The 13,405-nt window shown below is 70.7% G+C and carries 14 protein-coding genes; 8 read left to right on the forward strand and 6 right to left on the reverse strand.

The window, feature by feature from the left end:
- Positions 1 to 22: 22 nt before the first annotated feature.
- Positions 23 to 877, reverse strand: a complete 855-nt coding sequence (locus FJK98_RS03255; RefSeq protein WP_145917693.1) for a helix-turn-helix domain-containing protein — start codon at positions 875 to 877, stop codon at positions 23 to 25.
- A 337-nt stretch (positions 878 to 1,214) separates the two neighbouring features.
- Between FJK98_RS03255 and FJK98_RS03260 the strand changes: the two genes are divergently transcribed.
- Positions 1,215 to 2,285 carry an acyl-CoA desaturase gene (locus FJK98_RS03260; RefSeq protein WP_145917694.1) on the forward strand — a complete coding sequence of 357 codons (1,071 nt, stop codon included), beginning with the start codon at positions 1,215 to 1,217 and terminating at the stop codon, positions 2,283 to 2,285.
- A 140-nt stretch (positions 2,286 to 2,425) separates the two neighbouring features.
- Complete coding sequence (locus FJK98_RS03265; RefSeq protein ID WP_145917695.1) at positions 2,426 to 2,836, forward strand: STAS domain-containing protein; 411 nt, start codon at positions 2,426 to 2,428, stop codon at positions 2,834 to 2,836.
- A gap of 100 nt (positions 2,837 to 2,936) precedes the next feature.
- On the opposite strand, the gene FJK98_RS03270 is transcribed toward FJK98_RS03265, so the two are convergent.
- Positions 2,937 to 3,485 carry a DUF5994 family protein gene (locus FJK98_RS03270; protein WP_145917696.1) on the reverse strand — a complete coding sequence of 183 codons (549 nt, stop codon included), beginning with the start codon at positions 3,483 to 3,485 and terminating at the stop codon, positions 2,937 to 2,939.
- A gap of 3 nt (positions 3,486 to 3,488) precedes the next feature.
- Positions 3,489 to 3,800 carry a lipopolysaccharide assembly protein LapA domain-containing protein gene (locus FJK98_RS03275; protein WP_205789366.1) on the reverse strand — a complete coding sequence of 104 codons (312 nt, stop codon included), beginning with the start codon at positions 3,798 to 3,800 and terminating at the stop codon, positions 3,489 to 3,491.
- 659 nt (positions 3,801 to 4,459) lie between these two features.
- Between FJK98_RS03275 and FJK98_RS03280 the strand changes: the two genes are divergently transcribed.
- The 3 genes from FJK98_RS03280 to FJK98_RS03290 all read left to right on the forward strand — a co-directional run bounded on the left by FJK98_RS03280 (position 4,460) and on the right by FJK98_RS03290 (position 7,252).
- Complete coding sequence (locus FJK98_RS03280; RefSeq protein WP_145917698.1) at positions 4,460 to 5,101, forward strand: GAF and ANTAR domain-containing protein; 642 nt, start codon at positions 4,460 to 4,462, stop codon at positions 5,099 to 5,101.
- 73 nt (positions 5,102 to 5,174) lie between these two features.
- Positions 5,175 to 5,906 carry a GAF and ANTAR domain-containing protein gene (locus tag FJK98_RS03285; RefSeq protein ID WP_145917699.1) on the forward strand — a complete coding sequence of 244 codons (732 nt, stop codon included), beginning with the start codon at positions 5,175 to 5,177 and terminating at the stop codon, positions 5,904 to 5,906.
- A gap of 170 nt (positions 5,907 to 6,076) precedes the next feature.
- Positions 6,077 to 7,252: a metallophosphoesterase gene (locus FJK98_RS03290; RefSeq protein ID WP_145917700.1), complete on the forward strand. Its 1,176-nt coding sequence runs from the start codon at positions 6,077 to 6,079 to the stop codon at positions 7,250 to 7,252.
- Here FJK98_RS03290 and FJK98_RS03295 read toward each other — a convergent pair.
- Positions 7,233 to 8,108: a helix-turn-helix transcriptional regulator gene (locus tag FJK98_RS03295; RefSeq protein WP_145917701.1), complete on the reverse strand. Its 876-nt coding sequence runs from the start codon at positions 8,106 to 8,108 to the stop codon at positions 7,233 to 7,235. The genes FJK98_RS03290 and FJK98_RS03295 overlap by 20 nt on opposite strands.
- A gap of 144 nt (positions 8,109 to 8,252) precedes the next feature.
- Between FJK98_RS03295 and FJK98_RS03300 the strand changes: the two genes are divergently transcribed.
- Positions 8,253 to 9,032, forward strand: a complete 780-nt coding sequence (locus FJK98_RS03300) for an NAD(P)H-dependent oxidoreductase (protein WP_145917702.1) — start codon at positions 8,253 to 8,255, stop codon at positions 9,030 to 9,032.
- Between the two features lie 282 nt (positions 9,033 to 9,314).
- On the opposite strand, the gene FJK98_RS03305 is transcribed toward FJK98_RS03300, so the two are convergent.
- Positions 9,315 to 10,577: an ATP-binding protein gene (locus FJK98_RS03305; RefSeq protein ID WP_145917703.1), complete on the reverse strand. Its 1,263-nt coding sequence runs from the start codon at positions 10,575 to 10,577 to the stop codon at positions 9,315 to 9,317.
- 143 nt (positions 10,578 to 10,720) lie between these two features.
- On the reverse strand, positions 10,721 to 11,221 hold the full coding sequence (locus FJK98_RS03310) for a hypothetical protein (RefSeq protein WP_240762590.1): 501 nt from the start codon (positions 11,219 to 11,221) through the stop codon (positions 10,721 to 10,723).
- Between the two features lie 158 nt (positions 11,222 to 11,379).
- Here FJK98_RS03310 and FJK98_RS03315 point away from each other — a divergent pair, with 158 nt between their 5' ends.
- Together FJK98_RS03315 and FJK98_RS03320 are read left to right on the forward strand one after the other, a co-directional pair.
- Complete coding sequence (locus FJK98_RS03315) at positions 11,380 to 11,961, forward strand: hypothetical protein (protein WP_145917705.1); 582 nt, start codon at positions 11,380 to 11,382, stop codon at positions 11,959 to 11,961.
- Between the two features lie 86 nt (positions 11,962 to 12,047).
- Positions 12,048 to 12,884 (forward strand): PfkB family carbohydrate kinase, encoded by an 837-nt coding sequence (locus FJK98_RS03320; protein WP_145917706.1) that lies wholly within the window; start codon positions 12,048 to 12,050, stop codon positions 12,882 to 12,884.
- The last annotated feature ends 521 nt before the right edge of the window (positions 12,885 to 13,405 follow it).

Below are 13,405 nucleotides of genomic sequence, written 5' to 3' on the forward strand. Positions count from 1 at the left end.
AATCTGGCAGGAACCGGCGCGGTCAGCCTGGGCCAGGTTGGCCCACCCTGATGACGGTCGGCTCACCGGCGTCGTCGACGATCTCAGCGAGCCGCGCCGCATCGGCCGAACGCGGTGCCGCGGTGAGCATCAGGGCCGCCAGATCGTCACCCGGGATGGTGACCAGGCTGCCGACGAGGGTGACGACGCCGCCGTCCGGATGAACGAACGCGGCGCTGCTCTCGTAGGCCGCCACCGGACGCGGCTCCCGCCACAGGGTGTCGAACAGGCCGCTGCGGCTGCGCATCTCGTCCACCAACCCGGCGAGGGAGGCGTCGGCGGGGTAACGCAGCACCGCGCTGCGCAGTCGGGCGACGAGGACCGCCTCGTGATCGGTCGCCTCGGCCGCCGACTGCCGGAAACCCCGGAACGGATCGCAGAACGTACGCCAGGCGACGTTCCACTGCCACGGGTCCCCGGTGAGCTCCCAGTGCCCCAGGGCCAGGAAGGCGCTGTTCACGGCGACCAGGTTCATCGCCGCGTCGGAGACGAACATCGGGGTGTCGGTGAACCGCTCCAGCAGCCGCGTCGCGCCCGGACCGATCTCGTCGGGCACCCGCCCGTCCGCGGCGGCGTACCCGGCCAGCGCGCAGAGCCGCTCGTACTCCGCCCGCCCGACCCGCAGCGCACGGGCGATGGCGTGCACCACCCCGGCCGACGGATGACTGCGCCCCTGCTCCAACCGGCGTACGTAGTCCGCCGACATCCCCGCCAGCTCGCCGAGCTCCTCCCGCCGCAACCCCTGCACCCGCCGCCGGCCCACCGGCAGCCCGACGGTCGCCGGGGTAGTGCTCTCCCGCAGGTGGCGCACCGCGACGCCGAACTCGTGACGTTCCACGGCCCAAGTGTGCCCCGCCGGGCCGGACAGCCTCGACCACGGTGACGGCCACCGCACCGCGTGGATGCGCCTTTCCGGCCGCTGCCCGGCAGGGGAGAGGCCGCGCCGGTCCGTGTGCGGCCGGTGACCGGGCCGGGCGGCCGTGCTGCGTGGCCCGTTTCCCGACGTCGTCGGCAGGGTAATGGGTCTGCTCGACGCCGCGTGTGAGGTCCGAGCCGAATCGCGGCGGCCGCCCAGACTCCCGCGGCCTGGCGTTGCACCTGCTGCACCCGCTCGCCTCCCGCGAAGGACTGGATCGTCGATCTTCCCGTGGGGCTGGAGATTTGAGGAGCCCCACATGTCGAGCGCGACCGCGTTTCCTCCCGTCGTCCGAGCCGCCGACGTCCCGCCCGCCGACCGGGAGCCACCGGTCACCGCCGGTAGCGACTTCGCCGAGCTGAACCGACGGATCATCCGGGCTGGTCTGCTCGAACGTCGACCCGCCCACTACGCCGTACGCCTGATCGTGGTGGCGTCGATGCTGGTGGCCGGTTGGGTGGCGTTGTGGCTGGTCGGAGCCTCCTGGTGGTCGCTCGCGGTCGCGGCCTTCCTGGGTGTCGCGTTCTCGCAGGCGGCCCTCGTGGCCCACGACGTGGCGCACCGGCAGGTGTTCCGCACCAGGAAGCTCAGCGAGCGGGCGGGCCGGATCGCGGCGAACCTCGCGGTCGGGATGAGTTACGGCTGGTGGATGGAGAAGCACACCCGCCACCACAACAACCCCAACCATGACGATCTCGACCCGGACGTCGCGCCGGAGGTGCTGATCTGGACCAGCGGGTCGGCCCGGGGGCGGCGCGGGCTGAAGGGCTTCGTCACCCGCCACCAGGCCGGTCTGTTCTTCCCCCTGCTGACGCTGTTGGGTGTCAACCTGAGGGTGTCCAGCATCAGGGCGCTGCTCCGGGTGCCCACGATGAAGCACCGGGGTCGGGAAGCGGGCCTGATGGGTCTTCACCTGGTCGCCTACGTGGCCGCGCTGCTGCTGGTCCTCACGCCGTGGCAGGCGCTGGCGTTCTTCGCCGTACACCACGCGGTGTTCGGGGTCTACCTGGGCATGACGTTCGCACCGAACCACAAGGGCATGCCGCACCCGGAGGGCACCGAGGACTACCTGCGCAAGCAGGTGCTGACCTCGCGCAACGTGACCGGGGGCCGGCTCACCGACGTCGCCCTGGGCGGACTGAACTATCAGATCGAACATCACCTGTTCCCGGCGATGCCGTCACCGAACCTCCGCCGGGCCCAGCCGATGGTCGAGGCCTACTGCCGGGAGATCGGCGTCGCCTACGAGCAGACCAGCCTGGTCCGTTCCTACCGGCAGGCGCTGCGGCACCTGCACCAGGTCGGTGCCCCGCTGCGCGAGACCCGGTGAGGCGCAGGGCCGCCGGTCCGCCCGGTGGTCATCGGGCAGCGTTCGCGTCACGGGTCGTCGGGCGTTAGGATCACCGTACGGCCTGTTACCGGTCGTTGCCCGAGCCCCCGGCACCAGGTCGTTCACGCCGAGGTGAGGCTATGGCCCAGGTGTCCGGCGCGCATTTCGTCATCACTCTACTGACCTCCCCCCGACGCCTCCCCGCCCTGGTCTGCCTGGCGGGTGAGATCGACATGGAGGCCGACCCGGCGCTGTCAGGCGTGGTGGCACGACTGTCGGCCACCGCGCCGACCGAGGTCGTCGTGGACCTGGCCGAGGTCACCTTCGCCTCTTCCACGCTGCTCAACTTCCTCGCCCGCGCGCACCTCGCGCTCGCGGCCGACTCCACCCTGGTCGTCTGCCGCCCCGGGGAGAGCACCCTGCGGTTGCTGCGGGCCACGAACATGGAAGACATCGTGACGCTGCGCGCCGACCTGCCGGTGCCCGACCACTGGATGCCGAGCAGCGCCGCACGACGGGTCGCCCTGCCCACCGTCGGAGGCGTCGACTGACCTCCCCGGCGGCTCCCGCCACGGCCCGCCCCAGCCCGCTCCGGGCGCCTGCCGGTCAGCCCACCGGCACCGCAGCCGTCGGCCGGTCCAGCCCCGGAACTCAGGCGGCGTCGACACCGTCGCGGGCGCGAACCCGACCCCCACCGGCCAGCCGGGTGCTGCCACCCTCGTTGTCCCACACCGCGCACGTGTCGGAGCCGGTCGCCGCCGTAGCCCCGGGCCGGTCCGGGGCTACGGCCAGGATGTCGGGCGCGCGCCTGCGGTTGGCGGGGTCGGCGGCGGTCGCCATCGCCCACTCGGCCACCGCGGTCGGGGTGGCGGGCGGCACCACCAGCAGGTCGACCTGGAGGTCGCGGCCGGTGGTGGCGACCAGCAGGGCGGGATCGAGGGTGTCGAACCAGCCGATCCGGACCAGGTCCGGTCCGACGGTCAACCGGCGGGTCCGGCTCTCCCAGGCGTGGATGTTGAGCATGAGATGCCGGATCCGGCCGTGGCGTTCGGACAGGGCGAGAACCAGGCCGGGGAGTTCGGTGCCCGGGTCCCAGGACCGTGGCCACCACCCGCCGTCCAGAACCGCCCGGTCGTGGGGAAGGGCGAGGACGAGCCGGGGTACGGACGCGGTCGGCGCGGAGATCGTGGGGACGGACACGGCTCAGCCGTCCAGGTTCTCGGGGCGGTGCGGCAGCGGGACGCCGGTCGTCGGCCGGGGGGTCGCACGATGTCCGGGCGTGCCGGGGTCCGGCGTGACACGACGGCGGCCCACCATCCTGAGTTGCACGATCCGGGCGGTGCCGGGGAGGGCGACGAGGAGGACACCGGACACTGCGGCCAGCAGCAGTGCCACCCCCATCGGCAGGGTGCCGTGTGCGCCGAGGAACGACACCTCAGCGCGTTGTCCGTTCTGAAGCACGAAGACGAGCAGCAGCAGGAGCACGACCGCGAAGACCACGGCGGCGACCCACACACCGCCGACCCGCGAGCGCCTCACCGCCGGCCGCAGGGGTGCCGGACGAGGGGCATCCGGGTCACGGTGGGCGTCGTGGGGGAAGAATCGAACCTGACCGTTCCGGGGTGCGGTCATCACGAACCGCCGCCTTCCGAGGAGCATCTGGCCGGTCTGAGCGCGATGGCGCGCCGACGCGTCCGGTTGATTGCGGACCTGTGACAGACCGTCGCAGTCCGACGTGCGGTGGAGGGTGCCCTGCCAGGAACACGAGGAGGCCCGGCGACCTGACCGGTGGGGATGGCGCGGTGAGTGGCCGACACGGTGACCTCGATCGGTGGGGGCGTCCGCCAGCGGCGGGCTGTCAGCCACCGGGGTCCCGAGCGACACCGCCAGCGTACGCTTCCACGCCCCGATCGGCTCGGCGGCGGTCGTCGCCGTCGCGTCCGGTGCTCCGCCGATCGGCACGGCGGCGTCATCCGGAGTATCGTTTGGCCTCCGCCGGGGCCTCAGCGCCACACCGTGGTGTCCGCTTCGAACGAACCGGGTCGGAGTCAGCAGTGGGCAGGGACAACCCGGGACGCGGCGATCCGACGACCTCCGATCGCCGGCTGCGGCTGTCGACCGCTCTCGGCGATGCCGCCCGAGGCGGAGCAGTCACTGTCGGTCATGTCTGCGCGGTGGCCGTCTCGGTCGCAGGCGTCGACTCTGCGGCCGTCGCCGTCATCCTCCAGGCCACGCCGCGTGAACTGGTGTACGCCACGGACTGGACCGCCCTGGAACTGGAGGACCTGAGCCTCACTCTCGGTGAGGGGCCGTGCGTGGACGCGACCACCGGTGGACCCGTCCTGGTCGCCGACCTGACGGTGCCGGAGTGTCGCACCCGCTGGCCGCTGTTCGCACCGGCCGCGGTGCTCGCCGGGGCCGGTGCGGTGTTCGCGCTGCCGCTGCGGGTGGGCGGCATCAACCTCGGTGTCCTGGACCTCTACCGGGCCCGCGCCGACGACCTCGCGGCGGAGGAGTTGGCCGACGTACTGCTCCTGGCGGACACGGCCTGCGCGGTGCTGCTCAACGGCGTGGAGCGTCCCGGCGTGGACCGGGACGACCAGCGGACCGGAGGGACCGGCCTGCACCACCCCGAGGTGCACCAGGCGACCGGCATGGTCATGGTCCAGCTGGGGGTGCCCGCGGCGGTGGCGCTCGTCCGGTTGCGCGCCCACGCGTACTCCCAGGGCCGACGGCTGCGGGACGTGGCAACCGACGTCGTCGCCCGGCGCCTGCGTCTCGGCCCGGCCGGGACACCTGGTGAACGGGATGGGTGAACAGGGGATCGACGCCGGGCGGACCGTCCCGTCGGGCTACCGGTGGAACCACTGACTGATGAGGGTGATTGACATGGCCGAGACCCAGCTGGCCGACGTTTTCGTGGAGATGGCCGACACTCTCGTCGACGACTTCGATGTCATCGAGTTCCTGCACGTGCTGACCGAGAGATGTGTCGACCTGCTGGGTGTGTCGGCGGCCGGGCTGCTCCTGACCGACCAGCGGGACACGCTGCAGGTGGTCGCCGCATCCTCCGAACGCACCCGGCTGCTGGAACTGTTCCAGCTTCAGACCGACCAGGGGCCCTGCCTCGACTGCTTCCGTACGGGCCGACCGGTGTCGGTCGCCGACCTGAGCCTGACCACCGCCCGATGGCCGAGATTCGCCGCCGCAGCGGCCGAGGTCGGCTTCGCCGCCGTGCACGCCCTGCCCATGCGCCTGCGTTCCGAGGTCATCGGCGCGCTGAACCTCTTCGAGGTCCAGCCGGGCGCCCTCGACGAGGGCAAGCTCCGCATCGGGCAGGCGCTCGCCGACGTGGCCACCATCGGACTGCTGCAACAGCGCGCCATCCACCGACGCGACATGCTCACCGAGCAGTTGCAGACCGCCCTGAACAGCCGCGTCCTGATCGAGCAGGCTAAGGGAATCCTCGCCGAACGCCTCCAGGTGGACGTGGGGCAGGCCTTCACGTTGCTGCGCGACGGCGCCCGAAGTCGCAACCGGCGACTGTCCGAGCTGTCCCAGGCGATCGTCGACGGCTCCGAGCAGTTCGCGCCGACGCCGGTCGTCAAGCGGCCGGGTTGACGACCGGGGCGACAGTCGGCTGCCCCCGGTGGCCGCCCTGGACGTCGACGTCCGACCGGGTACGGCTCCGCGGGCCGGACGACAAGCGGGTAGGCCGTCCCCGGGTTGCGGGCGTGGTCGATCCGGCCCGGACCGTGTCATGCTGCACGGGCCCCGACGGGAGGACGACGATGGCTGCTGGCGATGCGGTACAGGTGCGGCCGGCGCGAGGATCGCTGCGACCGCTGCTGTCCGGGGCGACGCTGATCGCGGTCCTGGCGTTGCTGTTCGGGCTGCCGTGGTGGACGTTGACGGTGGCGGCGCGGTGGCCGGCACCGGTGGAGGCCGCCGGCACGACCGTGTTCGTCGTCGCGCTTGTCGCGTTCCCCGTTCTGATGTATCTCGGGCACGGCCGCCGGCGGCTGGACGCGGCGGCCCGCGCCGGGGACACCCTGCTCGGCCTGGTGTGGATCCTCTTCGTCTGGACGCTGCTCGGCAACGTGGCCCGGCTCCCGCTGGCCGTGGCGGGCGTCGCCGATCCGGCGCGGTCCCGGTACGTGGCGGCCGGTGCGGCCGTCGTCGCGGTCGTCCTGGCCGTCTGGGGCTACGCCGAGGCGATGCGGGTGCCCCGGGTCCGGCGGGTGGACGTCACCGTCGACCGGCTGGGGGCCGGCCTCGACGGGGTCCGGGTGGTGCTGCTGACCGACACCCACTACGGCCCGATCGACCGGGCCCGCTGGTCCGCCCGCACGATCGAGGTGGTCAACGGCCTGGCCCCCGACATCGTCTGCCACACCGGCGATATCGCCGACGGCACGGTCGACCAGCGCCGGGCGCAGGCGGCACCGCTGGGTGCCGTGCAGGCCCGGCTGGCCCGGGTGTACGTGACGGGCAACCACGAGTACTACGGCCAGGCGCAGGGCTGGGTCGACCACATGCGGGCCCTCGGCTGGGAGCCCCTGCACAACCGGCACCTCGTGGTGGAGCGGGATGGCGCGCGGCTCGTCGTCGCCGGGGTGGACGACGTGACCGCCGCCTCGTCCGGCGTCGCCGGTCACCGCGCCGACCACGCCGCGGCGCTCGCCGGCACCGACCCGGGGCTGCCCGTGCTGCTGCTGGCGCACCAGCCGAAGCAGATCGACGACGCGGTCGCGGCCGGCGTGGATCTGCAACTGTCCGGGCACACCCACGGCGGCCAGATGTGGCCGTTCCACTACCTCGTCCGGCTCGACCAGCCGGTCGTGCAGGGCCTCAGCCGGCACGGCCGGACCCAGCTCTACACGAGCCGGGGGACCGGCTTCTGGGGTCCGCCGTTCCGGATCTTCGCGCCGAGCGAGATCACCCTGCTCACCCTGCGGGCGGGTTAGCCTCCAGCCGCAGCCGATGGGCGACCCGCGCTCCTCTTCCCGTGGGGTTCCGGTCGTCGTTGAGTGCGGCCAGCAGGCGTAGGCCGTCTTCGGCGGGGCTTTCCGGTGGCGCGGACAGGACTATCAGTTCCATGCCTGATCCGTCGGGTAGGGCGAAGTTCTCCTGGTGCAGTTCCAGCAGGCCGACCAGCGGATGCCGGTAGGCCTTGCGTCCGTGTGTGCGGGCGCGCACGTCCGCGCGGGCCCAGAGCCGGCGGAAGCGTTCGCTGCCCATGGACAGTTCGCCGATGAGTGCGGCCAGGCGGGGATCGTCAGGGTGTTTTCCGGCGGCCAGGCGAAGGTGCCCGACCACGTCGAGGGTGCATTTCTCCCAGTCCGCGTAGAGGCCCCGATCGGCTTCCTCGAGGAAGATGTGCCGGGCCGTGTTCAGACCCGTCGGGTTGCGGCCGTAAAGAAGTCCGGCGAGGCGGTTGCCGGCGACCACGTCCATCCGGTGGTCCATGATCAGGGCGGGGGCGTCGACGATCAGGTCGAGTACGCGCAGCAGCTCCGCCCGGGGGCGACCGCTGGGCGACCTGCTGCGACGGCGGCGTTGCCGGGCCAGCCGGTGCAGATGACCACGTTCAGTTTCGTCGAGCCCGAGGACGCGGGCGAGCGCGTCGAGGACCTGCTCCGACGGTTGGGTGGCGCGGCCCTGCTCCAGGCGTACGTAGTAGTCGACGCTGACCCCGGACAGGTGGGCGACCTCTTCGCGACGCAACCCCTCGACGCGGCGTCGGCTGTCGGTCGGGATGCCGGCGGCGGACGGGTCGACCCGGGAGCGCCGGGTACGCAGGAAGCCCGCGAGATCGTCCATGGCCTGAAGTATCGCTCCGGCGACACGCGTGCGGGTGGTCCCGCCAGTACCAGGAAGTCCGGTCCGACGGAACGCGCGCCCCTGAACGGCGCCCTCCCGGCCGCCGAGCATGGGTGGCGACAGACGTCGGCGAAGGGACCAGCCATGAAGACGCTCATCGTGTACGCCCATCCGGAGCCGCGTTCGCTGAACGGCTCGCTGAAGGATGTCGCGGTGTCCACCCTTGAGGCCGCCGGTCACGAGGTGCGGGTGAGTGACCTGTACGCGATGAACTGGAAGGCCGTCGTGGACGCGGCCGACTTCGGCGGGTACGCCACCAGCCCGCTGCGGGTGATACCGGGTTCGGGCGGTGCGTACGACGCCGGCGCGCTCACCCCCGACGTGACGGCCGAGCAGGAGAAACTGCTCTGGGCCGACACGGTGATCTTCCAGTTCCCGATGTGGTGGTACACGATGCCGGCCATCCTCAAAGGCTGGGTGGACCGGGTGTTCGCTTTCCACTTCGCCTACGGCGTCGGCGTGCACGACGAGACCCGCTACGGCGAGCGTTACGGCGAGGGGACGCTGCTCGGCCGGCGGGCGATCCTCTCGGTGACCGTTGGCGGCCCGCAGTCGCACTACACCGACCGCGGGATCAACGGCCCGATCGAGGATCTGTTGTTCCCGATCCACCACGGGATCCTCTACTACCCGGGCATGGAGGTGCTGCCGCCGTTCGTGCTGTACGGCGCCGACCGGATCTCCGACGGCGAGTTCGAGGACGCCGCGAAAAGGTGGAAGGAGCGGTTGCTGACGCTGGAGACGACCGCGCCCATCGCGTTCCGGCGTCAGAACTCCGGTGACTACGAGATCCCGTCACTACGGCTGAAAGAGGGCCTGGAGGCTCCTGGCCGCAGGGGCTTCAACCTGCATGTACGGGACTAGCCGCCGCGTCGATGCGGCATCGTCCCGCGTGGGCGGTGTGTGCTGTCCAGCCGGTACCGACCCGGGCGAGCATCGGTCGTGAGCCGGGGTTCGTGTGCTCGGGGTGTGCCCCTGGGCTGGCATCCGCCGGTGTCCACAGGCCGATGACCTGCGGATTTCCTATCGTCCCCGTTGTGTGCCGGTCGCTTCGCGGGCTCGCTGCGGTCCCTTGCCGAAGATCAGCTGACCAGCGCTTCGGTCGTCGGTGGCCATGAACGGCTGAGGAGCGGCCTGGGAGCGAGGTCAGTCTGCTGTCGGGGCGGGAGCCTGCCACAGGGTACTGACCGGCATGGCGCGGAGTCTGTCGCCGAACGGCAGCGTGGAGGTTCCGGTGTAGAGGACGATGCCGGCGACGAAGTCATTGCCGAGGCGTTCGGCGAGCCGGCGTAGCCCGCGGAAGTCGTCGGGTCCGACGGTGGTGGCTGCCTTGACTTCGATCCCGACCACCTGACCAGCTCGGTTCTCGAGCACCGCGTCGACTTCGTACCTGCTCTGGTCGCGGTAGTGGGACAGGTCGACGAACTGCTCGGACCAGGTGAGCTGCCGGGACAGCTCGGACAGGACAAATGATTCGAGCAGCGGGCCGAACGGTGCGCCCGGCCGGAGCAGTGCCCGGGCGTCGGTCGCGATCTCGTTGGCGGCGATGCCCGAGTCGACGAAGATCAGTTTCGACGCGGCGGTGGCCCGGGTGCCCAGGTTGCGGGACCAGCCCGGGATCCGCTTGATCAGGAAGATCTCTTCCAGGGCCTGGAGGTAGCGGGCGATCGTCGGTCGACTGAGCCCGAGGGCGGATTCGAGGGAGTTGGCGGCGATGATGGTCGCGGACCTGGCCGCAAGCAGGCGTACCAGTTTGCGTAGCTCGCCCTTGTGCTGGATGTCGGACAGCTGCCGGACGTCGCGGTCGATGAGCGCCTGGACATAGGCGTCGAGGAACCGTTGGCGGCGGCGCGGGTCGGTACGGGTGGTGGCCTCGGGTAGGCCGCCGCGCACTATCCTGGCCGCATAGTCGGCGCGGGTCACCTCCGACTCGTGTCGCAGGTCCGGACCGAGCGTGAAGACGGCGTCGATGAATCCGTCCGGCTCAGCGTCGAGTTCTCCCTGGGAGAACGGCCAGAGTTCCACGGTCTCCATCCGGCCGGGCAACGCGTCCGGGGCGGCAACCATGCCGAACAACCGTGACGAGCCGGTGAGCAGGTACCGGCCCGGACGAGGGTCCTCGTCGACTGCTGCCTTGATGGCCAGCAGTAGTTCCGGAGCGCGCTGGATCTCGTCGATGACCAGGAGTTCGGAGGAGTCCACGAACCCGACCGGGTCGGCGATCGCCGCCGCCCGGTCCTGCGCCCGATCAAGATCGCGGCGCTCGGCCAGACGATCCCCGGCCACGAGGCGAACCAGGGTGCTCTTGCCTGCTTGGCGCGCTCCGCTGATCAAGACGACGCGGGTGTCCGCCAGAGCAGCGTCGACCTGCGCGGCGGCGCGGCGGGGGATCAGCTGCGGTGTGGGCACGGCATCATCATAATGGCAGCATTTTCGATCTGCGAGGACATTGGCTTTCGATCTGCGGCACGAGGCGTGTTCGATACGCGGTCAATTTGGTGTTCGATCTGCGGGCCACGCGGGTCGAGCCGGTTCGTGGAAGGGGCCCACGGCTACGTCGCGTTGTTGTGGGTCGCGGCGAGCTCGGGGAAGGCTTCCTCCCAGCGTTGGCGGAGCTGGGGTGGCAGCCAGAGGGTGGTGGGCCAGAGCCGCCGGAGGAGGTCGGCTTTGAGCCAGATGTGCAGATCCTCGACCGTGCTGGCTTCGGTGAGTACCACCTTGTACATGCTGGCCAGGCGCGCGGGCCGGTTCAGGTCGTACTCGGCGTGCCCGGACCAGTCGAGGTGACGCGGAAGCGTCACCGCGCCGTCGGTCGGGCCGTGCAGCGCGGCAAGGGTTTCGGCCACGACGTAGGGCTTCCGGTCTCCGTAGGGCCGGTAGTCCGCTGGCGGCTGGGGTGATGTCCGGCGCCGGCTGAGGTTGGTCGCTCGGCGGACCTCCGGTCGGAGCGCCTGACGGATCGTCTCCCGGCTGTACCCGGTGACGCGCTGCAGATCCACCGGCCGCCAGCCGGCGGCGTGAAACGCCCGCAGCTGCTCGTCCCGCTCGGTCAACGCCTGCGCCCGCGTCGCCTCGTACCTGGAGACAACCGCCTGCAGCTCATCCTCACCCGCCAGACGGATGCTTGGGTGCCCAGTTCGCCTTCCGGTATACGCAACTCCGGACGAGGTATCTGGCGCTGTTCATACGTTTACAGTGGCAGGATCGTCCCGTGGGGGGTATCGATGATGAGCTCGGCCGCTTCGACTGGTCTCGGATCCAGACGTACCAGGGCTACGCCGAGATTTTGCCGCATGCCGTACGCGGGCTCGTAGCGGCCCCAGATACGAAGGAAGCGGTACGGCTCGGTAAGTGGATCGAGCGCATTCTCCTGTCCGTGGCCGGTCCTTGTGAGGGCTGTACGCCAGTCGCCACCGTCCTGGTCGCGACGCTGCCCGAGATGACGCCGGCCGGGCGCAGCGTAGCCCTTGATCTCCTGTCACTCATCGGAGCTGCCGAAATCACCGGACCAGCACACGAACAGATCGGCGCGGTCGACGTCGCCGAGATCCGGCAGGCGGTAGCGGGCGGCTTCCGGCACTACGTCGCGGTGCTCCAGACGGAATCCTCCTCGGAAGCCGACCTCTACTCCTGCATCGATCTCATGGACATCCTGGCGTTCGACGACCCCAGCCTGACGGCAACCGCCACCGCAGCGCTCAAGGGAATCCGGACCGGCGGCCGCAACCCGAGCTTGGCTGTGGCGATCGAGAACGCGCTCGACGATCTGACCAAACCTTCGAGCAATTCCTGAAGCCGGCAAGCGGAAAACTGTCATCGGCTACTCCCGAAGCTGGCGACCACCACCAGCCCGACGAGACGTCCCCATCGCCACCGCAGGTGATCGTCGTCGGCCGCGCCAACATCGACATCACCGTCCGGATCCCCCGACGGCCACAGCCTGGCCGTACGACCTTCGCCTCGGCATCCGCTACCACCACAGCCGGCGGCAAGAGCCTCAACCAGGCCAGGGCCGCTGCCGGCGCAGGTGCCCGGACCACCCTGGTCGCCAACGCCGGCACCGACGAATGGGGCACCTTCCTGCGACGCGCCCTCACCGAGGCGGGCGTCGACGTGTCGTACTTCCAGCTCATACCATCGGCGCCGACCGGCGTGGCGATCGTGGAAGTCACCCCCGACGCCGAGAACCACATCGTCCTCGCACTGTCTCCCGCCACGGAACTCACCGCCGACCAGGTGCGCGAAGCGCTACGGCGGCTGCACGCACCAACCGTGCTCACCCAACTCGACCTTCCACCCGACGCCGTCGACGCCGTTCTCCAGCACCACCGGGCCGAGACACTCATCGGCAACCTCGTACCGCAGCCCGCGCTCGGGTCAGCCGTGCTCACCGCCCTCGACCTCTTCGTCTGCAACGAACACGAGGCCGCCGCGATCCTCGGCCGTCACCATGCCGATCCGACGACCGCGGCTCAGGAACTTCGTGGGCTGGGACCACGGGCAGCCGTGATAACCGCAGGCGCTCGCGGTGCTGCCTACAGCACCGACGAACACACCCGGCTGGTCCCCGCACCACAGGTCCACGCCACCGATACCACCGGCGCAGGTGACCACTTCCTCGGCACCCTCACTGCCCGACTCACTCAGAACACTCCGCTGGGGCAAGCCATCGTCGATGCGGTCAACGCTGCGACGGCAGTGGTAGGTGGCGACTGAGGGCCGAGACCAGCCGCCGGCCTTGGCGATGCCCGGACCGGTTGGCGAGCCGGCTGTAGTCCGGCCTGCTGGGAGTTGTTCGAGGAGGACATGTGAGGGTGGCGGGCATGACCGCTGAAGTGTCGGTCGATGACGCCGTCCGCGCGTCGGTGAGCTACGACCAGCTACGTGCCGGTGACGATGGCGTGTATTGGTTGGAGACCCGCCCCGACGCGGAGCAGGGGACGACGGTGACGGGCTGGCGGGCAAGCGATGGCAAGGATGATGTCAGTCCGAAGAACTTCGATGTCGGCAGCGGAGTGCATGCGTACGGGGGCGGATCGTTCGTTGTCGCCGAGGGAACGTTGTGGTGCGTCGGCGGAGAACGCCTTTACCGGAGGCGCCTGGATGGCGACGAACTCGAATTGGTCGGTCACGGGTGCTTCGGTGATCTGACGATCGGTGACGGCGAGTTGCTGGCCGTGCGGGAGTCGGAGCAGGGTGACCAGCTCGTGGCGGTGCCCCTCACCGGCGCTCCGCGG

This window comes from Micromonospora sp. HM134, assembly GCF_007833915.1.
Taxonomy (GTDB): Bacteria; Actinomycetota; Actinomycetes; order Mycobacteriales; family Micromonosporaceae; genus Micromonospora; species Micromonospora wenchangensis.